This window comes from Stenotrophomonas sp. TD3 (assembly GCF_001939825.1).
In the GTDB taxonomy this organism is placed as follows: Bacteria; Pseudomonadota; Gammaproteobacteria; order Xanthomonadales; family Xanthomonadaceae; genus Stenotrophomonas.
In genome coordinates this window covers 403,495-422,552 of record NZ_MOYM01000001.1, presented here as the reverse complement: position 1 = coordinate 422,552, position 19,058 = coordinate 403,495, and the positions used below count along the sequence as shown (strand labels likewise).

Sequence of the window (19,058 nt, the reverse complement as noted above, 5' to 3'; positions counted from 1 at the left end):
GAGGCCGATCAAAATCATCATTTCGTCGTCATTGATGCTGCTGCTGACCGCTTGCGGTCAGTCTTCCTCTCCTACTGAAACAGTGGAATCATTGGCTGCCAATCCCGAACGGCTGAAGGCACTCCGCCAACAGTGCAAGCTGGAGCGCGAAAAGCTGGGCGATGAACTGTGCAACCGAGTCGCAGAAGCCACGCGAAAGCGGTTCTATGGCGACGGCAAGGTGCCATACACACCGCCGGAGAACCCACCCAAGTTCTGATCGTCGGTTGCCAGCCACGAATCATCCGATTATCTGTTCGATACGCCGCAATGCGCCCTCGCTTGCGGCGTTTTTACTGTGTCCTTCCATTCCTGAAACATTGCCTTTTGCATCACGTCCGTTCCGATAACGGTCTTTGACCGGCATTGACCCGCCACCGATCCTGACGCCAGCGGCACGTTGTTGTGCCGTCTTTGAGCGTAGCGCGCACAGGAGAAATCGGAGGCTAGGAGATGCAAGGGACGAACGTGCTGTTCGGTCAGATCGCCGTGGTATTCGGCATCGTGATCGCCGGCGTGTGGGGCGCCACACAATGGACAGCAGCCGCCCTTGGCTATCAAGTACGCCTTGGCTCGCCCTGGTTCGATTTTCTTGGCACGCCGATCTACCACCCGTGGAAGCTGTTCGAGTGGTGGTTCTTCTTCGACGCCTACGCGCCCCGCATCTTTGATACCGGCGGCGCCATCGCGGGCGGCAGCGGCCTTGTGGCCGTGCTCGTTGCCATCGGCATGTCGATATGGCGCTCGCGGCAATCGCGCCTAGTCACGACCTACGGCTCTGCACGCTGGGCGAACGCTGAAGACATTCGCAAGGCGGGCCTCACGCAGCCGGCCGGCGTATTCCTCGGCCAGCATGATCGCCAGTACCTGCGGCATGAAGGCCCGGAACACGTCTTGACCTTTGCGCCCACGCGCAGCGGTAAAGGTGTCGGCCTGGTGGTGCCGACGCTGCTTTCCTGGCCCGCGTCCGCCGTCATCCACGACATCAAGGGCGAGAACTGGCAGATCACCGCAGGCTGGCGCTCGCGCTTCTCGCACTGCCTGCTGTTCAACCCCACGGATGCGAAGTCGGCGGCCTACAACCCGCTGTTGGAGGTACGGCGCGGCGCGCACGAAGTGCGCGACGTGCAGAACATAGCGGACATTCTGGTCGATCCCGAAGGCGCGCTGGAGAAACGCAACCATTGGGAGAAGACCTCGCACGCACTGCTGGTCGGGGCCATCCTGCATGTGCTCTACGCGGGCGAGGATAAGACACTGCGTGGCGTTGCCAATTTCCTCTCCGACCCGGCCAGCCCGTTCGAGCTGACCTTGCACCGGATGATGACCACGCCGCACCTGGGCGATGGCCCGCATCCGGTGGTGGCTTCCGCTGCGCGCGAAGTGCTTAACAAGTCGGACAACGAGCGTTCCGGCGTGTTGAGCACCGCCATGTCGTTCCTCGGCCTGTACCGCGATCCCACGGTGGCCGAAGTCACTTCGCGCTGCGACTGGCGCATCGCTGACCTGATCGCCGCCGAGCATCCGGTGTCCCTGTATCTGGTGGTTCCTCCTTCGGACATTTCGCGGACGAAGCCGCTCATTCGCCTGATCCTCAACCAGATTGGACGACGCCTCACGGAATCGCTCGATGGCTCCGATGGCATCGAGCGCCGCCACAAGCTGCTGCTGATGCTCGACGAGTTCCCTGCGCTCGGCAGGCTCGATTTCTTCGAGACGGCCTTGGCCTTCATGGCGGGCTATGGCATCCGCAGCTTCCTCATCGCGCAGTCGCTCAACCAGATCGACAAAGCGTATGGGCAGAACCACTCCATCCTCGATAACTGCCATGTCCGGGTGACGTTCGCCACGAACGACGAGCGTACCGCCAAGCGCATCTCCGAGACGCTGGGCACGGCCACCGAGCTGCGCGCGCAGCGCAACTATGCCGGCCATCGGCTTGCGCCGTGGCTGGGCCACCTGATGGTGTCGCGCCAGGAAACCGCACGCCCGCTGCTGACGCCCGGCGAGGTGATGCAGCTACCTCCCGACGAGGCGGTGGTGATGGTGTCCAGCGTGGCGCCGATCAAGGCGAAGAAGCTGCGCTACTACGCGGACGCCAATTTCAAGCGGCGCGTACTGCCGCCGCCCGCCCTGGCGGATACCGGCTGTGCTGACGTGCCGCCCTCGCGGCCCGACGACTGGAGCGATCTGGCGATTCCTGCCGTGCCCGCCGTGCGTGCAGCCGATGCCGCCGAAGGCTTCGCTGCCTCTGCTGATGACGGCGGCCCACGCCGTCAGCCCGAGCTTTCTGAAACCGTCGCCTATGACCCCGAGCTGGCCGCGCCCGCGGCCGACCTAGGGCTACTCGATGACGACGACCTGCCGCTTCCTCTCCCTCGCCAGTTCGATCCGGCCATGCAGCGCACGGCCCGGCTGGCTTCCCTCGACCCCAACGACGGAATCGAGCTATGAGCCATTACCGCCTGAATCTCTTTATCCAGCCCGAGCACGCCAAGCGCCTGGACGAGCTGGCCGCCAAGAAGGGCGTTTCCAAGTCGTCCATCGTCGCGGCGGCGCTCGCATCGTGGCTGTCGCCCGATGCCGCCGACCAGCGCGAGGCGGCCATCGCCAAGCGCCTGGATCGGCTGTCGCGCCAGTCCGAACGGCTGGAGCGCGACCAGAACATCCAGATCGAGACGTTGGCGCTGTTCATTCGCTACTACCTCACGGTCAGCACGCCAGTCCCCGAGGCGCACCAAGAGGCTGCCCGCGCTCAGGGCAAAGCGCGCTTCGAGCAGTTCGTTGAACAGTTGGGCCGCCACCTGCTGCGCGGGCGCAGCCTGGTGCGCGACGTGGTAGAGGAACTGCATCCCGACCCGATGCGGATGGAGGATGCAGCGGCAGCCGCTCAGGCTCGGGAGCGTGCGTCATGAGCGCCGCTCCGCAATTTCCGCCCGCGCCGCGTTCTTCCGCTGCGGCCTCGCTCGACCGCCGCATCCAGATGCTGCGCACGGCGATGGGGCCGCTGATCGCCGCCGCGCTCGAAGACCCGGACGTGGTGGAAATCATGCTCAACCCCGATCGCACCCTTTGGGTGGATCGCCTGTCCTCGGGTCGTGCGCCGATGGGCGTTGAGATGCCCGAGGCCGATGGCGAGCGAATCATCCGCCTGGTCGCGGCCCACGTCGGCGCGGAAGTCCATCGCGGCCAGCCGCTTTTGTCGGCGGAACTACCCGAGACGGGCGAACGCTTCGAGGGCATCTTGCCGCCCGCCGCTCCGGGGCCGGCCTTCGCGTTGCGCAAGCGCGCCGTGGGCGTGATTCCGCTGTCGCGCTACATCGAAGACGGAATGATGACCGCCGAGCAGGCGGGCTTTCTGGTGCAGGCCGTGCGCGAGCGCCAGAACGTGCTGATCGCCGGCGCCACCAGCAGCGGCAAGACCACGCTCGCCAATGCCTTGCTCGCTGAAATTGCCGCCACCGGCGACCGCGTGCTGGTGCTCGAAGACACGGTGGAGCTGCAATGCGCGGCTCGCGACCACGTTCCGCTGCGCACGCGCGCCGGCGTGGTGTCCATGACCGAGCTGGTGCGCTCGTCCATGCGCCTGCGGCCTGATCGCGTCGTCGTCGGCGAGGTGCGCGGCGCCGAGGCGCTGGATCTCGTCAAGGTGTGGGGCACGGGCCACCCCGGCGGCATCGCCACGATCCATGCCGGCTCCGCGCTCGGCGCGCTGCTGCGCCTGGAGCAACTGATTCTCGAAGTGGCGGTGAACCCGCCGCGTGCGCTGATCGCCGAGGCGGTCAACGTCGTCATCCACATCGCCGGGCGCGGGCGCAAGCGCCGCATTGAGAGCATCGCTCGCGTCGTCGGCTTTGACGGCGTGGGCTACCAACTGGCGGACGCGATGGAGACACCGTTTCCCGCGCTGCCGCCGATCCCCGATGCCGCACCTGCTGCGGCGACTTTCCCGTCCCCTGACCAACCTGGAGAACTGCCATGACGCAGATGACCATTCCTGCTTTCCGCTTTTCTGCAAATCCGGCTTTGCGCCTTGCACGGCTGCGCAGCCTGGCCCGCCCTGCGGGACAAGGGCTGCTGCTGGCCGCGCTGCTGCTGTTCCTGGCCGGAACCGCGCAGGCGGCCGGTTCCTCGATGCCCTGGGAAGGCCCCTTGCAGTCGATCTTGGAGTCGATTCAAGGGCCGGTGGCGCGCATCGTCGCCGTGATCATCATCATCGCCACGGGCCTCGCGCTCGCCTTCGGCGATACGTCGGGCGGCTTTCGCAAGCTGATCCAGATCGTGTTCGGCCTGTCCATCGCGTTCGCCGCGTCCTCGTTCTTCCTGTCGTTCTTCAGCTTCTCGGGCGGGGCTGTCGTATGAGCGCCCCGGATACCTTCGCAGCCGGGTTCGAGGTGCCGTTGCACCGCTCGCTGACCGAGCCGATCTTGCTGGGAGGCGCACCGCGCACTGTGGCGATCGCCAACGGCACGCTGGCTGCCGCTGTCGGGCTGGGCCTGCAACTGTGGATTCCCGGCGTCGTGCTCTGGATCGTCGGCCATTCGCTGGCGGTATGGGGTGCGCGCGTCGATCCGCAGTTCATGGCCGTGTTTGCCCGGCACATCAAGCACCGCCCGCTGCTGGACGTGTGAGGGAACGCCGCCATGCTGAACCTCGCCGAATACCGCCAGCGCCCGGCCTTGCTTGCCGACTGGCTGCCCTGGGCCGGACTGGTTGCGCCAGGTGTCGTCTTGAACAAGGACGGCAGTTTCCAGCGCACGGCCCGGTTTCGCGGGCCTGACCTCGACAGCGCGACGCAAGGCGAACTGATCGCCACGTCGGCGCGCTTGAACAACGCGCTGCGCCGGCTGGGTTCGGGCTGGGCGCTGTTCGTGGAGGCCGAGCGCCGACCTGCGGCCGACTACCCACACTCGGAGTTTCCCGAGCCGCTTTCGTGGCTGGTGGAGGAAGAACGCCGGGCCACCTTCGAGGAATCGGGCAACCACTTCGAGAGCGGCTATCACCTGACGCTGGTGTACCTGCCGCCCGAGGAATCGCGCGCCCGCGCCGCCAAGATGCTTTACGAGAACACGCCGACGAATGGCGTGGACTGGCGCGAACGGCTGCAAGCCTTCGTTGCGGAAACGGATCGCGTCTTTGACCTGCTCGACGGCGTGATGCCGGAAATTGACTGGCTCGATGACGCGCAGACGCTGACCTACCTGCACGCGACCATCTCGACGCGGCGCTATCGCGTGGGCGTGCCCGAAGTGCCGTTCCACATCGACGCGCTGCTGACCGATTCCGCGCTGGTCGGCGGCCTGGCGCCCATGCTGGGCGATCAGCACCTGCGGGTGGTGTCGGTGCGGGGCTTTCCGACCTCGACCTGGCCGGGGATTCTGGACGACCTCAACCGCCTCGGTTTTGCGTACCGCTGGAGCACGCGCTTTCTCTGCCTGGACAAAGCCGAGGCAGAAAAGGAACTCGCCCGCCTGCGCCGCCAGTGGTTCGCCAAGCGCAAGAACGTCATCGCGCTGCTGCGCGAAACGATCTTCCAGCAGGAAAGCCCACTGGTCGATACCGACGCGAACAACAAGGCGGCGGACGCGGATGCGGCCTTGCAGGAACTGGGCAGCGATCAAGTCGCGTTCGGCTACCTGACGGCGACCGTCACCGTCATGGACGAGGACGCCGCTGTGGCGGACGAGAAGCTGCGCATGGTGGAGCGCGTCATCCAGGGGCGGGGCTTCGTCACCATCCCCGAAACGCTCAATGCCGTGGATGCCTGGCTGTCCTCGCTCCCCGGCAATGCTTACGCCAACGTGCGCCAGCCCATCGTCTCGACGCTGAACCTGGCGCACATGATGCCGGTGTCGGCGGTATGGGCCGGGCCGGAGAAGAACGACCACCTCGACGGCCCTCCGCTGATCGTCACGCGCACGGATGGCGCGACGCCGTTCCGGCTAGTGACGCACATCGGCGACGTGGGCCACACGTTGGTCGCGGGGCCGACCGGCATGGGCAAGTCGGTCTTGCTCGCCACGCTGGCGATGCAATTCCGCCGCTATCGCGGCTCGCGCATCTTTGCCTTCGACATGGGGCGTTCAATGCGCGCCACGATCCTCGGGCTGGGCGGCGAACACTACGACCTGGGCACGGATGGCGAAATCGCCTTCCAGCCACTCGCCCGCATCGACCGCGAGAGCTACCGCACCTGGGCGGCCGAATGGATCGAGGGCCGCTTGCTGCACGAAGGCGTCGCAGTCGGCCCCGACGAAAAGGCCGCTATTTGGTCGGCGCTGGGAAGTCTGGCCGGTGCGCCCGTAGAACAGCGCACGATGACCGGCCTGTCCGTGCTGCTGCAATCGAATGCGCTGCGCCAAGCGCTCGCGCCTTATGTGCTGGGCGGCGCGCACGGCAAGCTGCTGGACGCCGACCATGACCGACTGGGCATGGCCGACGTGCAGTGCTTCGAGATGGAGGAGCTGATGCACAGCAAGGCCGCCGTCATGGCCGTGCTGCATTACCTCTTTGCGCGCTTCGACGAACGCTTTGATGGCGCTCCCACGCTGCTGATCCTCGATGAAGCGTGGCTGTTCCTCGATGACCCGGTGTTTGCCGCGCGCATCCGCCAGTGGCTCAAGACGCTGCGCAAGAAGAACGTCAGCGTCATATTCGCCACGCAGTCGCTCGCGGACATCAAGGATTCGAGCATCGCGCCCGCGATCATCGAGAGTTGCGCGAGTCGGATTTTCTTGCCCAACCCGCAGGCCACCGAGCCGCAGATTCGCACGATCTACGAGGGCTTCGGCCTCAACAGGCGGCAGATCGAAATCGTCGCCACCGCGCAACCCAAGCGCGACTACTACTACCAATCCCGCCTCGGCAACCGCCTGTTCGACCTCGACCTGGGGGCGGCGGCGCTGGCCTTCGCCGGCGCTTCCACGCCGCAAGACCAGCGCGACATAGACCGCGTGCTGCTGGACGTCGGCATACCCGGCTTCGCGGGCGCCTGGCTGCGCCATCGCGGCCTCGATTGGGCGGCCGACCTGCTGCCCTCGTTCCCCGGTCTCGCGCCGGGTTCCCTCCGTACCACCGACCACCCACAGGAGAGCCTGTCATGAAGAAGCGACTTGTCGCCGCCGCCATTGCGGCCGTTCTTTGCACCGCCACTGCCCATGCGCAATGGGTCGTGATCGACCCCACGAACCTCGTGCAGAACACGTTAACCGCGATCCGCACGCTGGAGCAGATCAACAACCAGATCCAGCAGCTCCAGAACGAAGCGCAGATGTTGATGAACCAGGCGCGCAACCTGGCCAACCTGCCGTCCAGTGTGGTGAACCAGTTGCGCGCCAACCTGGCGACGACCGAGCGGCTGATCGCCCAGGCCCGAGGCTTGGCCTACGACGTGACGAATCTGGATCGGGAGTTCGCGCGCCTGTATCCCGAGCAATACGCCGCCACCGTGAGCGGCGACCAGATGTACCGCGACGCGCAGGAGCGTTGGCGAAACACGCTCAACGGCTTGCAGACCACGATGCAGATGCAAGCTCAGGTGTCGCAGAACCTGGGCGAAGACGAAAGCGTGCTGGCCGACCTCGTGGGCAAGAGCCAGTCGGCCGAAGGTGCGTTGCAGGCAATGCAGGCCATGAACCAGTTGCTGGCCTTGCAGGCCAAGCAGTCGATCCAGTCTCAACGGCTCCAGGTCACGCAGGATCGTGCGGCCTCGCTGGAACTGGCGCGGCAGGCGGCGGCCGCCGAGCGCGCCCGCGAGGTGCGGCGACGTTTCATGGGCGATGGCACGCCGTACACGCCGCAGTCCGTCAATTTCTACCGCGACTGACGGGGGCCGACATGCGATGCGTCCTCGTCCTTGGTGCCGTGCTGCTGGCCGCCTGCGGCCAGCAGCCAGCCGACGACCTCGCCGATGCCCTGGCCGCCGATCCCGTGCGGCTCAAGGCATTGCGCGCGCAATGCGCGGCCGACCGACAGGCCACGGGCGAGGACGCTTGCCGCGCCGCCGCCGAAGCCTTCCAGCGGCGCTTCTTCTCCGGCCAGGCTGGGCCGGATGAATACCAAACCTTGGCCGACCTTCCGCCGATCCCGCCGAGCTTCGAGGAGCCGGCCGATGGCGTGGCGCCCGCAATGCCACCCGAACCGGAGGAGGACATGCCATGAATGACGTGACCATCATTGACCAGTTCCTCAACATCTTCGCCGCCTACATCGACTCGGGTTTCGGGCTGCTGCGCGGCGAAGTGGCGTTCCTCACGGCCACGCTGATCGTCATCGACATGACGATCGCCGGACTGTATTGGGCCATGAGCCACGCCTCCGGCCAGGGCGAGGACGTGATTGCCAAGCTGCTGCGCAAGGTGCTGTACGTCGGCGCCTTCGCCTACATCATCAACAACTTCAACTGGCTGGCGAGCATCGTCTTCCGCTCGTTCGCGGGATTGGGCATCACCGCCACCGGCTCGGCCATCACGATGGAGAACTTCTTGCAGCCGGGCCGGTTGGCGAAAACCGGCCTTGACGCGGGCGGGCCAATCTTCCTTCAGCTCGACGACATGATGGGATTTCCCGAGGTGTTCTTGAACCTCGATGCCATCTTGGTGCTGTTCCTCGCCTGGCTGGTCGTGGTGCTGTGCTTCTTCGTGCTGGCGATCCAGCTTTTCATCACGCTCATCGAGTTCAAGTTGACTACGCTCGCGGGCTTCGTGCTGGTGCCGTTCGCGCTTTGGAACAAGACCTCGTTTCTGGCCGAAAAGGTCTTGGGCAACGTGGTGGCCTCCGGCGTCAAGGTGTTGGTGCTGGCCGTGATCGTCGGTATCGGCTCGGGCCTGTTCACTCAGTTCCAAATCCATCCCGATGAGCCATCGATCGACCACGCACTGGTCATCATGCTGGCCTCGCTCACCTTGCTGGCGCTGGGGATCTTCGGCCCTGGTATCGCCACGGGCCTTGTGTCCGGTGCGCCGCAGCTCGGCGCGGGCGCGATGGCAGGCGCGGCCATCGGCGCAGCCGGAACGGCGGTGGCTGTCGGTGCCGCCGCGACGGGCGTGGGCGGTGCGGTGGCCGCTGGTGCCCGCATGGCCCCGGCCGCCGCCAAGCTGGCCGGCAGCGGCGCGCGTGCCGCCACGTCGGCGGCTGGCAGCGCGAAGTCGGCGTTCCAGGCGGGTTCCGCCGCAGCAGGCGGCGGTGCCAAGGGTGCGATGGCCGGCTTGGGCAACGTCGCCAAGACTGGCGCGCAGTCCGCCGGACGCGCTGCCGCGTCCCGCGCTTCCGCTGCCGGGCAGCGCATGGCTGCGCCGTTCCGCGCGGGCTGGAACGGCGACGCTGGCGCGTCAGCCGGCCAGGCTGCCACCACCGAAGCCCCCGCAGGCGCTGCCGCTGCACAGCCCCCCGAGCAGCCCGCTTGGGCCAAGCGGCTGCAACGCCGCCAGCAGCTCACCCATGCCGCGACCACCACCGCCCACACGCTGCGTGGTGGCGATGGCGGCGGCTCCGGCCAGGGGCCGAGCCTGCGCGATTCCGATTCATAAGGAGAACTGACCATGCGATTCAAGAAACCGCAGGTGCGCTATGCCGACACGCCGCAGCCTGCCACGCCGTACCAAGCTGCCGGCCAGGTGTGGGACGAGCGCATCGGCTCGCCGCGTGTGCAGGCCAAGAACTGGCGCCTGATGGCGTTCGGGTGCCTGACGCTTGCGCTGCTGATGGCCGGCGGCCTGGTGTGGCGCTCGGCGCAATCCATCGTGACGCCCTACGTCGTGGAGGTGGACAACGCGGGCCAGGTACGCGCCGTGGGCGAAGCCGCCACGCCGTACCGGCCCAACGATGCGCAGACCGCGCACCACATCGCGCGCTTCGTGACGCTGGTGCGCTCGTTGTCCATCGACCCCATCGTCGTCCGCCAGAACTGGCTCGACGCCTACGACTACACGACCGACAAGGGCGCAGCCGTGCTCAACGACTACGCACGGGTCAACGACCCGTTCGCGCGCATCGGCAAGGAGTCGGTGACGGTGCAGATCACCAGCGTCGTGCGCGCCAGCGACACGTCTTTCAACGTGCGCTGGACGGAACGCCGCTACGTCAACGGTGCCGCGGCGGGCTTGGAGCGGTGGACGGCCGTGGTGTCCATCGTGCTTCAGCCGCCGCGCACCGAAGAACGCCTGCGCAAGAACCCCCTGGGCATCTACGTCAACGGCCTGTCGTGGAGCCGCGAACTGGATTCTTCCGAAGGAGCCAAGCCATGAATGATCTTTTCCGTAAATCCGCTTTGCCGGTGATCCTGCTTGCATCTACTGCTCTGTTCACGGGCTGCGCCACGCAGGGCAAACCGCCGCCGACCATCTCGCTCGATGAGCCGGTGCAGGCCCAGCCGCTGCCGGAGCCGCTTGCGCCGGTGGAGGTGGTGGCCGTGCCCGAGGTGCTGCCGATGCCGGCGCAGTTGAAGCCATTGCCCGAAGCCGAGGACGCCAAGCCCACGCCGGAACCGGCCGACGAAACCGTGCGCGTCTCGCGTGCAAACGCCGAGGCGCGTATCGCGCCCACGCGCGAGGGCTACGTCAACGCGATTCAGGTGTGGCCCTTCACCGATGGCGCGCTGTATCAGGTCTATGCGGCCGTGGGCCGCGTGACCGTGATCGCGCTCCAGCCGGGCGAGGAACTGGTGACGGTGGCCGCCGGCGATACCGTGCGCTGGATCGTGGGCGACACGTCCAGCGGCAGCGGGGCCGAGCTGCGAGTGAACGTGCTGGTCAAACCGATCCGCTCGGGCCTCAAGACGAATCTGGTCATCACCACCAGCCGCCGTACTTATCTGCTGGAGCTGACCTCGACGGAAAAGACCTGGATGGCGTCGGTGTCCTGGGAGTACCCGCGCGACCGGATGCTGGCCTTGCAGCGCCAGGCGCAGGCGGCCAGCGCCGCCGCGCCGGTCGATACCGGCTTGTCGCTGGAGAAGATCCGCTTCCGCTATTCCGTGTCAGGCAGCAATCCGTCGTGGAAGCCGCTGCGCGCCTTCGATGACGGCGAGAAGGTCTATATCCAGTTCCCGCCCGGCATCGCGCAAGGCGAGCTACCGCCGCTGTTCGTCATCGGCGCACAGGGCGACGGGCAACTGGTTAACTACCGTTTCCGTCCGCCGTACTACATCGTGGATCGGCTGTTCGGCGCTGCCGAACTGCGCCTCGGCGGTGATGGCGGCGACGTGGTGCGTATCGAACGCACGGATGGCGTGGCGCGGAGGAACTGACCATGAGCCAGGACGACACCCCCGACCTCGCCACGCCACAGGCGGGCAAGGTAGCCCCGGAAGCGGTGGCGCTGCGCGCCCAGCCGCGCCCGGTCACGCGTCTGAACCGGCGCACGCTGGCCATCCTCGCCGGTGGCCTGTCGGTCGCCGTGCTCGGCGCGCTGATGTGGTCGCTGCAACCGCAGCGGCGCGGGGCGGGCGAGCAGACCGAGCTTTACAACGTCGATCGTGTGTCGAAGTCCGAAGGGCTGGATGCGCTGCCGGCCGACTACTCGAAGCTGCCGCCGCCATTGCCAGCATCGGTGCCAGAGCTGGGGCCGCCGCTGCCGGGCGATCTTGGCCCGGCCATCGTGAAGTCGCAGCAGCCGGTGACGGCCGCCTACGCGGCCCCAGGCCACGACCCCAACGATGCGCTGCGCAAGGAAGCCGAAGCGGCGGCGGCATCGTCGGTGTTCTTCCGCTCAGGGTCGCAGGCCGCGCCGGTGGCGCAGACGCAGGTGGCCGCCGCGCCGGGATTCGCCGCCAATGCGGCCTTCGACCCGCTGGCGGCCGGGCCTGCCTCGACGGCGGCCCAGCCTGCCGACCCGACCGCCGTGCAGAACCGGCAAGACCAGAAAGAGGCGTTCCAGAAAGCCGGAACCACGGAAACCCGTAATTCCGGCAATCTGCAACTTCCTGCGTCGCCGTATCAGGTCATGGCCGGAACGGTGGTCGCAGGCGCTTTGGTGACGGGCATCAAATCGGACTTGCCGGGCGACGTGATCGCCACGGTGACGGAGCCGGTCTATGACACGGCCACCGGCAAGTTTCTGCTGATCCCGCAGGGTTCGCGCATCCTGGGAAAATACAACAGTCAGGTCAGCTACGGGCAGAGCCGCGTGCAGGTGGTGTGGAACCGGATCATTCTGCCTGACACGTCTTCGCTCACGCTCGACAACCTGGTCGGCACCGACCCGGCCGGCTATGCCGGTCTGGAAGATGATGTGGATTGGCATTGGGATCGCATCTTTGCCGGCGCGGCGCTGACCACGCTGCTGGGCATCGGTGCCGAGCTGGCCGCACCGGAGAACCGGCAGGACGGAAACCGCGTCGTCATCGCCGGGCGCGACAGCGCCCAAGACAGCATCAATCAGGTCGGCCAGGAGATGACCCGGCGCAACATGAACATCCAGCCGACGCTGACCGAGCGGCCTGGCCTGCCGGTTCGCATCATCGTCAACCGCGATCTGGTGCTGCGGCCGTACCAGCCGCTTTTCTTCAACAGGGGGACTTCACGATGACGACGCGCAAGCTGCGGCTCGGGCCGCTGCCGAAAACGGAATCCACGAAGCTGACCTTTGCCTGCCCGGCCGGACTGAAAACCGATCTCGACCGCTACGCCGCGCTGCACGCGCAGACCTACGGCGAAGCGGTCGATGCCACAGTGCTGATTCCGCACATGCTGGAAGCCTTCATGGCGGGTGATCGGGGATTCAGGAAGGGGGATGCGAACAAGGCCACACCGCAGAAGCCAAGCTGATGATGCCGACTTCCGCAGGCGGCCATCCCTCGAATGCGCAGCCCAAGGCTGCGCGTTCTTCGTTCTGGAGGGCTGCGGCGTTGTGGGCTATGATGAAACGCGGCCGCCGTCTGCTGACAATCGTTCCCGATGCAGCACGCTCCGGCTTTCTACCGCGACGCTCTTATGTGGCTCCTAGCCCACAACGCCGCAGCCCCGCAAAGCGGCCCGAAGTAGAGCTAAACCCGCGCCCCATATAGACTTCCGGCCATCAGGCTGTTTTCACAAAACGCTTGACACCGGAACTTTTTTGTTGGCAGGGCTTGCAGCCCTGCACCCGCGGTAGTGCCGGCCGCCGGCCGCCGGCCGCCGGCCGCTGGCCGGCAACAGCAACAGCAACAGCAACAGCGTGTATTCCGTGGGTGGGCGGGGCGGGGCGGTGTCGGAGTGCGGGGACGCCGCAAGTACGTCCGTGTAGGCTTGGCAGCCGCATCCATGCGGCTGACACCCCGCACTCCGACACCGCCCCACCTTCGACAGGTTCACGCGGCTGTTGGTAGGTGTCGACCTTGGTCGACACGATCTTTCTGTCAGTTATCGATATCCAAGCCCGTGCCGACCAACGGTCGGCACCCACCAGAGCAGAATGCCGTTCCGCCAGATCGCGGAAAACTGTCGAAGGCGGGGTGGGTCCGGTTGCGGGGGCGTGAGCGCCATGGATGGCGCGACCGAGCCTACAGGGACGTATTCACGGCGTCCCCCGCAACCGGACCCACCCCGCCACCCCACAGGAACCCAGCTTCCGCCGTTGACGTTGCCTCTGCAGGTGCAGGGTGCAACCCTGCAAAACAAACACCACCCTACGCCAGCGTCGGTTGTGCAATCTTCCCCCGCGCACTACGATCCTGCGGTTCGCGCGCGCAGGCGCGCGCCCGTATTCCTGCTGAGCGCCCCGTGCGCCGCATCTGCCAACCCGAGGTATCCATGGTCATCAAACCGCGCGTCCGCGGCTTCATCTGCGTCACCACCCACCCGACCGGCTGCGAGGCCGCGGTCAAACAGCAGATCGACTACATCCGCGCGCGCCCGCCGATCCAGAACGGTCCCAAGCGCGTGCTGGTGATCGGTGCCTCTACCGGCTACGGCCTGGCCGCACGCATCACTGCTGCCTTTGGCAGTGGCGCCGCCACCCTCGGCATCTTCTTCGAACGCCCGGGCAGCGAGACCAAGCCGGGTACCGCGGGCTGGTACAACTCGGCCGCGTTCCACAAGTACGCCGACGAGGCCGGCCTGTACGCCAAGAGCATCAACGGCGATGCCTTCTCCGATGAAGTGAAGGCGAAGACCATCGAAATGATCAAGGCCGATCTCGGCCAGGTCGACCAGGTCGTCTACAGTCTGGCAGCGCCCCGCCGCAAGCACCCGAAGACCGGCGAGATCATCAGCTCCACGCTGAAGCCGATCGGCGAGCCGATCACGCTGCGTGGCCTGGATACCGACAAGGAAGTGCTGACCGAGACCCATCTGCAGCCGGCGACCCCGGAAGAAATCGCCGGCACCGTCGCGGTGATGGGCGGCGAGGACTGGCAGATGTGGATCGATGCGTTGGCCGATGCCGGCGTGCTGGCCAACGGCTGCACCACCACTGCCTTCACCTACGTGGGCGAAGAGATCACCCAGGCGATCTACTGGAATGGCTCGATCGGTGCGGCCAAGAAGGACCTGGATACCAAGGTGCTGGGCCTGCGCGAGAAACTGGCCAAGATCGGTGGTGATGCGCGCGTATCGGTGCTGAAGGCGGTGGTCACCCAGGCCAGCTCGGCCATTCCGACCATGCCGCTGTACCTGTCGCTGCTGTTCAAGGTGATGAAGGAAAAGGGCACCCACGAAGGCTGCATCGAACAGCTCGACGTGCTGTACGACATCCTCTACGGCGGCAAGGCCGACGGCGTCGCGATCGATCGCCTGCGCCACGACCTGGTCGATGGCGATGGCCATACCGTCGCGCTGGTCGATGACGAAGGCCGCCTGCGAGCCGATTACAAGGAAATGGCTGCGGACGTGCAGGGCAAGGTGGTCGCGCTGTGGCCGCAGGTCACCAACGAGAACCTGTACGAGATCAGCGACCTGGCCGGCTACAAGGCCGACTTCCTGCGCCTGTTCGGGTTCGGCGTGGACGGTGTTGACTACGAGGCCGACGTCAATTCTGATGTGAAGATCGACCATCTGGTTGACATGACCTGATCAACGAAAAGGCCGGCGAATGCCGGCCTTTTGCTTGCTGGGTAATGCTGGCCGTTGGCCGGCAACCCCGGGTACCAGTGGCTGCCGGCCAGCGGCCGGCACTACCCTCGGTCACCCGAACTCGAAGCCCATCTCCGGCAGCGCGGGGCCGACGAAGTCCCCCTGCACGTAATCCACGCCGGCACTGAACAGCAGCGTCATCGAGTTGGCATCGCTGACGAACTCGGCAATGGTGCGGATGCCCGCTTCCTGTGCGCGCGCGGTGATCTGGCTGATGCGGTCGATGTTCTCGCGGGTGGCCGCCAGGTCGCTGGTGAAGCCTCGGTCCAGCTTGAGGAACTGCGGCTGGAAGTGGGCCAGCAACTGGAACGAATCCAGCCCCGAACCGAACTGCTCCAGGCCGATGCGGCAGCCCAGCGGCGCGACTTCGGCAAGGAACTGCTGCGCACTGCGCAGATGGGTGAATACCTTCGCCTCCGGCGCATGCAGCCACAGCCGTTCGCCGGGCACGCCCTGTGCCTGCAGTTCGCGGCGCAGGGTGGCGATCATCTGCGGATCGTCGAACGACTCCGGCGTCACCTTCACCAGCACCTGGGTGGCATTGCCTTCGCGTGCGCGCTGGCCAAGCACCGCGATGGCCTGCGAGACCACCCAGCGGTTGATGTCGGCCAGCAGGCCGTATTCCTCGGCGATGCCCAGGAACGCGGTCGGGCTCAGCAGCTCGCCATTGTTCTCCAGGCGCAGGTAGGCCTCGTACAGCTCCAGCGGCTCGCCCTGCAGGTTCAGCACCGGCTGGTAGTGCAGCTGGAAGCCGTCGCCGGCCAGTGCCTCGCGGATGCGCGCAACCCAGCGCTGCACACGTTCTTCCTCGACGCGGTCGGCGGCAGCCGGGTCGAAGATGCGGCAGGTGTTGCCCAGCTCCGCGGCGGCCTGGGTGCACTCGCTGGCGCGCGCCAGCACCTGGCCGATGCTGGCGATCTTCTCGCCCACCTGCACGCCACCGATGCTGACCGTCACCGTGGCCGAGCGTGCGCCGATGCTGAAGACGTGCGCGGCGTAGGCTTCGCGGATGCGCTCGGCCAGCGTCACGGTCTGTGCGTAGGGCCCGGCCTGCAGCACGGCGAAATTGTGCTCGCCGAAGCGGGCCAGCTGTGCGTCCTCGCCGACCACCTCGGCCAGCAGGCCAGCGAGCGCGCCGATCAGGGTGTCGGCCGACGCCAGGCCGATGTCCGGCAGCAGGCGCGCGTAGTGGTCCGGCTCGATCAGCAGCAGGCCGAACTGGCCCTCGCTGCGCCCGGCCTGGGCCACCGCGCTTTCCAGCTGCAGCATGAAGGTCGGGCGATTGAGCAGGCCGGTGACCTGGTCGCGCTGGCGCAGGTCCTCGACCTCGCGTGCCAACTCCGGATCGAATTCCATGCGGCGACGGAGCACCACCTGCAGGCAGGACTCGCCTTCGTAGGTGGCAGCGGCAAACTCCATCGTCGCCGGGAAGGCACTGCCGTCCTCGTGGCGCGCGTCGAGCTGGTACTGCGGCGGCGGCGCCTCGCCACGGCTGAGGCCCTTCAGCAGCTGCTTGAAGCCCTCCACGTGCTGGGCGGCGACCATGTCCAGCAGCGAAATGCCTTCGATGTCGTCGAAATGCTCGTAGCCGAACATCTCCAGGTAGGCGTCGTTGGCGCGGATGTGCATGCCTTCATGCACGTAGGCGATGGGGTCGCGCGAGGAGGCGATCAGCGCGTCGCAGCGGCGCTCGGTCTCGCGCATCTGCGCCTCGATCCGGCGCAGGCCGCGACGTGCCTGCAGGTCCACCCACTGGTCGCGGACCACGGCGAGCAGGTGCTCGGGGCGCTGGCGCAGGGCGAGGGCGCGGATGCCATGGCTGCTGGCCTGCACCAGCTCGTCCTCGTCGATGCGCTCGGCCAGCAGCACCAGCGGGATGTCCTTGCCGCTGGCGGCGATGTGCTGGGCTGCCAGCTGCAGTGGAATGCCCTGCGAAGGCGAGGCCAGTACCAGGTCGATGGCCTGGCTGGTCAGCACCTGGGCCAGCTCGGCCGCATCCTGTGGGCGCCACGGGCGTACCGCGATGCCGCTGTTGCGCAGGGTGCTGACGATGGCTTCGGCATTCTCGCCGCTGTCATCGACGATCAGCAGGCGGATGGTGATGTCGTTCGCGTTCTGCATGCACTGCTCCCCAATCTGCGAATCTAGATACACGATGCGCGGCGAACCGTCCATGCGCGCACCCCTTGCGCGCGTCGAACGGCGAAGTGGTTCACACCACGCCGCCCGCTGCGTGGCCGCTGGCCCAGGCCCATTGGAAGTTGTAGCCGCCCAGCCAGCCGGTCACGTCCAGCACCTCGCCAACGAAGTGCAGGCCGGGCACGCGCTTGGATTCCATCGTCGAGGATGACACTTCGGCGGTGTCCACGCCGCCCAGGGTGACCTCGGCGGTGCGGTAGCCTTCGGTGCCGCTGGCCACCAGCGGGAACGCGCCCAGCAGCTGCGCAGCCTGGCGCAGCACCGGCTCGTCCAGCTGGCGCACGGGGCGGTCGGGCAGCCAGTGCTCGCACAGGCGCTGCGCCAGCCGCTTCGGCAGTACCTCGCCCAACACGGTGCGCAGCTCGGCGGCGGGGCGGTCGCGCTTCATCTGGCGCAGCCACTCGCCGGCATCCTGGCCGGGCAGCAGGTCCAGCTCCAGCGCATCGCCGGGCTGCCAGAACGAAGAAATCTGCAGGATGGCCGGGCCGCTTACGCCACGATGGGTCAGCAGCATGAAGTTCTGGAAGCTCCTGCCGTTGCAGCGCGCCTCGATCGGCAGCGCGACGCCGCTGAGGTCGGCCAACCGTTCCTGGTGCTTGCCGCTGAGGGTCAGCGGCACCAGCCCGGCGCGGGTCGGCAACACCTCGTGGCCGAACTGGCGGGCCACTTCATAACCAAAGCCGGTAGCACCCATGCTGGGAATCGACAGGCCGCCGGTGGCAACCACCAGCGAGGCGCAATGGAACAGGCCCTGCGTAGTGTGCACGCGGAAGCCATCGCTGCCGTGCTCGATGCGCTGCACGCTGCAGTCGGTACGGATCTGCACCCCCGCCGCCTGGCATTCGTCCACCAGCATCTTCACGATCTGCTTGGACGAGACATCGCAGAACAGCTGCCCCAGTTCCTTTTCGTGATAGGCGATGCCGTGCTTGTGCACCAGCTCGATGAAGTGCCAGGGCGTGTAGCGGGCCAGCGCCGACTTGCAGAAGTGCGGGTTGGCCGACAGGAAGTTGGCCGGGGTGGTGCCGGTGTTGGTGAAGTTGCAGCGGCCACCGCCGGACATCAGGATCTTCTTGCCGACCCTGTTGGCATGGTCGATCACCTGCACCTGGCGGCCACGCTGGCCGGCGGTGATCGCGGTCATCAGCCCGGCCGCGCCGGCACCAATGACCACCACATCGCAACGGATGGTGCTCATGCCTTGGCGCGCTTGCGCCAGTTCGGGATCACGTCGAGCTGGATCTGGTCGTTGAGCAGCTGCACCTCGTCGTCCTGGATCAGCACGCTCCAGCGCATGGCACGCTGGATCTGCTGGCCCCAGCGCTCGACGAATTCGCCGTCCAGATCGACCACCGAGAGGTTGTCGAAGCGCGCCAGGCCCTTGCCCTGCTTGCCCCACCAGATCTCAGAGGCGTTGCCGCCATAGTTGACCACCTGCACCTGGCGGCTGCGGTTGCTGGCCTTGCGGATGCGCGATTCGTCCGGGTGGCCCAGGTCGATCCACTGCAGGATGTCGCCGGTGTAATCGTGTTCCCACAGATCGGGTTCGTCATCGGTGCTCAGGCCGCGGCCGAACTCCAGGCGGTCGCCGGCGTTCAGCGCGAAGGCGAGCAGGCGCACCATCAGGCGCTCGTCGGTCTCGGACGGATGCTGGGCCAGGGTCAGGTTGTGGGTCGCGTAGTAGCCGCGATCCATGTCGCTGATCTGTAGTTCGGCCTTGCGGATGGTGGCGGTAAGAGCCATGGGGGATCCGTGGACTAAAGACGACAATGA

At 66.6% G+C, this 19,058-nt stretch carries 18 protein-coding genes; 15 read left to right on the top strand and 3 right to left on the bottom strand.

Features of this window, described 5'->3' with window-relative positions; genetic code table 11:
- The first annotated feature begins 7 nt into the window (after positions 1–7).
- The 15 genes from BKE09_RS01835 to fabV all read left to right on the top strand — a co-directional run bounded on the left by BKE09_RS01835 (position 8) and on the right by fabV (position 15,026).
- Positions 8–259, top strand: a complete 252-nt coding sequence (locus tag BKE09_RS01835) for an EexN family lipoprotein (protein ID WP_043550094.1) — start codon at positions 8–10, stop codon at positions 257–259.
- Positions 260–492: 233 nt separating this feature from the next.
- The gene (locus BKE09_RS01830) at positions 493–2,493 is read left to right on the top strand and encodes a conjugal transfer protein TraG (RefSeq protein ID WP_033453506.1); all 2,001 of its coding nucleotides are present in this window, start codon (positions 493–495) and stop codon (positions 2,491–2,493) included.
- Positions 2,490–2,954, top strand: a complete 465-nt coding sequence (locus BKE09_RS01825; RefSeq protein ID WP_016448820.1) for a ribbon-helix-helix protein, CopG family — start codon at positions 2,490–2,492, stop codon at positions 2,952–2,954. The genes BKE09_RS01830 and BKE09_RS01825 overlap by 4 nt, the downstream gene beginning before the upstream one ends.
- The gene (gene trbB, locus BKE09_RS01820) at positions 2,951–4,021 is read left to right on the top strand and encodes a P-type conjugative transfer ATPase TrbB (protein ID WP_033453504.1); all 1,071 of its coding nucleotides are present in this window, start codon (positions 2,951–2,953) and stop codon (positions 4,019–4,021) included. The genes BKE09_RS01825 and trbB overlap by 4 nt, the downstream gene beginning before the upstream one ends.
- Positions 4,018–4,401, top strand: a complete 384-nt coding sequence (locus BKE09_RS01815; protein ID WP_033453502.1) for a TrbC/VirB2 family protein — start codon at positions 4,018–4,020, stop codon at positions 4,399–4,401. The genes trbB and BKE09_RS01815 overlap by 4 nt, the downstream gene beginning before the upstream one ends.
- Positions 4,398–4,670 carry a VirB3 family type IV secretion system protein gene (locus BKE09_RS01810; RefSeq protein WP_033453500.1) on the top strand — a complete coding sequence of 91 codons (273 nt, stop codon included), beginning with the start codon at positions 4,398–4,400 and terminating at the stop codon, positions 4,668–4,670. Before BKE09_RS01815 ends, BKE09_RS01810 begins: the two co-directional genes overlap by 4 nt.
- Before the next feature lie 12 nt (positions 4,671–4,682).
- Positions 4,683–7,142, top strand: a complete 2,460-nt coding sequence (gene trbE / locus BKE09_RS01805; RefSeq protein WP_033453497.1) for a conjugal transfer protein TrbE — start codon at positions 4,683–4,685, stop codon at positions 7,140–7,142.
- Entirely contained in the window at positions 7,139–7,864 is a 726-nt protein-coding gene (gene trbJ / locus BKE09_RS01800; RefSeq protein ID WP_033453495.1) for a P-type conjugative transfer protein TrbJ, read from the top strand. The genes trbE and trbJ overlap by 4 nt, the downstream gene beginning before the upstream one ends.
- A gap of 11 nt (positions 7,865–7,875) precedes the next feature.
- Complete coding sequence (locus BKE09_RS01795; RefSeq protein ID WP_033453493.1) at positions 7,876–8,199, top strand: hypothetical protein; 324 nt, start codon at positions 7,876–7,878, stop codon at positions 8,197–8,199.
- Positions 8,196–9,566 (top strand): P-type conjugative transfer protein TrbL, encoded by a 1,371-nt coding sequence (gene trbL, locus BKE09_RS01790; RefSeq protein WP_033453491.1) that lies wholly within the window; start codon positions 8,196–8,198, stop codon positions 9,564–9,566. The genes BKE09_RS01795 and trbL overlap by 4 nt, the downstream gene beginning before the upstream one ends.
- A gap of 12 nt (positions 9,567–9,578) precedes the next feature.
- A complete protein-coding gene (gene trbF, locus BKE09_RS01785; RefSeq protein ID WP_005304512.1) occupies positions 9,579–10,283 on the top strand; it encodes a conjugal transfer protein TrbF in 705 nt (234 codons plus the stop codon).
- Positions 10,280–11,284 carry a P-type conjugative transfer protein TrbG gene (gene trbG / locus BKE09_RS01780; protein WP_033453486.1) on the top strand — a complete coding sequence of 335 codons (1,005 nt, stop codon included), beginning with the start codon at positions 10,280–10,282 and terminating at the stop codon, positions 11,282–11,284. The genes trbF and trbG overlap by 4 nt, the downstream gene beginning before the upstream one ends.
- 2 nt (positions 11,285–11,286) lie before the next feature.
- A complete protein-coding gene (locus BKE09_RS01775) occupies positions 11,287–12,564 on the top strand; it encodes a TrbI/VirB10 family protein (RefSeq protein ID WP_033453483.1) in 1,278 nt (425 codons plus the stop codon).
- On the top strand, positions 12,561–12,803 hold the full coding sequence (locus BKE09_RS01770) for a DUF2274 domain-containing protein (RefSeq protein WP_033453480.1): 243 nt from the start codon (positions 12,561–12,563) through the stop codon (positions 12,801–12,803). Before BKE09_RS01775 ends, BKE09_RS01770 begins: the two co-directional genes overlap by 4 nt.
- A 963-nt stretch (positions 12,804–13,766) precedes the next feature.
- Positions 13,767–15,026, top strand: coding sequence for an enoyl-ACP reductase FabV (gene fabV / locus BKE09_RS01765; RefSeq protein WP_075674708.1), 1,260 nt, complete (start codon positions 13,767–13,769; stop codon positions 15,024–15,026).
- Positions 15,027–15,137: 111 nt separating this feature from the next.
- Here the strand turns inward: fabV and BKE09_RS01760 are convergent, their stop codons facing one another.
- The 3 genes from BKE09_RS01760 to BKE09_RS01750 form a co-directional block, all read right to left on the bottom strand.
- On the bottom strand, positions 15,138–17,207 hold the full coding sequence (locus BKE09_RS01760) for an EAL domain-containing protein (RefSeq protein WP_075676541.1): 2,070 nt from the start codon (positions 17,205–17,207) through the stop codon (positions 15,138–15,140).
- Between the two features lie 91 nt (positions 17,208–17,298).
- Positions 17,299–18,483: an NAD(P)/FAD-dependent oxidoreductase gene (locus BKE09_RS01755; RefSeq protein ID WP_075674707.1), complete on the bottom strand. Its 1,185-nt coding sequence runs from the start codon at positions 18,481–18,483 to the stop codon at positions 17,299–17,301.
- Positions 18,480–19,028, bottom strand: a complete 549-nt coding sequence (locus tag BKE09_RS01750) for a YaeQ family protein (protein WP_075674706.1) — start codon at positions 19,026–19,028, stop codon at positions 18,480–18,482. The genes BKE09_RS01755 and BKE09_RS01750 overlap by 4 nt, the downstream gene beginning before the upstream one ends.
- Positions 19,029–19,058 lie beyond the last annotated feature (30 nt).

Coding starts and splice junctions, on each gene's coding strand:
- BKE09_RS01830 (WP_033453506.1), top strand. CDS start 493: ATGCAAGGGACGAACGTGCTGTTCGGTCAGATCGCCGTGGTATTCGGC.
- BKE09_RS01825 (WP_016448820.1), top strand. CDS start 2,490: ATGAGCCATTACCGCCTGAATCTCTTTATCCAGCCCGAGCACGCCAAG.
- trbB (WP_033453504.1), top strand. CDS start 2,951: ATGAGCGCCGCTCCGCAATTTCCGCCCGCGCCGCGTTCTTCCGCTGCG.
- BKE09_RS01815 (WP_033453502.1), top strand. CDS start 4,018: ATGACGCAGATGACCATTCCTGCTTTCCGCTTTTCTGCAAATCCGGCT.
- BKE09_RS01810 (WP_033453500.1), top strand. CDS start 4,398: ATGAGCGCCCCGGATACCTTCGCAGCCGGGTTCGAGGTGCCGTTGCAC.
- trbE (WP_033453497.1), top strand. CDS start 4,683: ATGCTGAACCTCGCCGAATACCGCCAGCGCCCGGCCTTGCTTGCCGAC.
- trbJ (WP_033453495.1), top strand. CDS start 7,139: ATGAAGAAGCGACTTGTCGCCGCCGCCATTGCGGCCGTTCTTTGCACC.
- BKE09_RS01795 (WP_033453493.1), top strand. CDS start 7,876: ATGCGATGCGTCCTCGTCCTTGGTGCCGTGCTGCTGGCCGCCTGCGGC.
- trbL (WP_033453491.1), top strand. CDS start 8,196: ATGAATGACGTGACCATCATTGACCAGTTCCTCAACATCTTCGCCGCC.
- trbF (WP_005304512.1), top strand. CDS start 9,579: ATGCGATTCAAGAAACCGCAGGTGCGCTATGCCGACACGCCGCAGCCT.
- trbG (WP_033453486.1), top strand. CDS start 10,280: ATGAATGATCTTTTCCGTAAATCCGCTTTGCCGGTGATCCTGCTTGCA.
- BKE09_RS01775 (WP_033453483.1), top strand. CDS start 11,287: ATGAGCCAGGACGACACCCCCGACCTCGCCACGCCACAGGCGGGCAAG.
- BKE09_RS01770 (WP_033453480.1), top strand. CDS start 12,561: ATGACGACGCGCAAGCTGCGGCTCGGGCCGCTGCCGAAAACGGAATCC.
- fabV (WP_075674708.1), top strand. CDS start 13,767: ATGGTCATCAAACCGCGCGTCCGCGGCTTCATCTGCGTCACCACCCAC.
- BKE09_RS01760 (WP_075676541.1), bottom strand. CDS start 17,207: ATGCAGAACGCGAACGACATCACCATCCGCCTGCTGATCGTCGATGAC.
- BKE09_RS01755 (WP_075674707.1), bottom strand. CDS start 18,483: ATGAGCACCATCCGTTGCGATGTGGTGGTCATTGGTGCCGGCGCGGCC.
- BKE09_RS01750 (WP_075674706.1), bottom strand. CDS start 19,028: ATGGCTCTTACCGCCACCATCCGCAAGGCCGAACTACAGATCAGCGAC.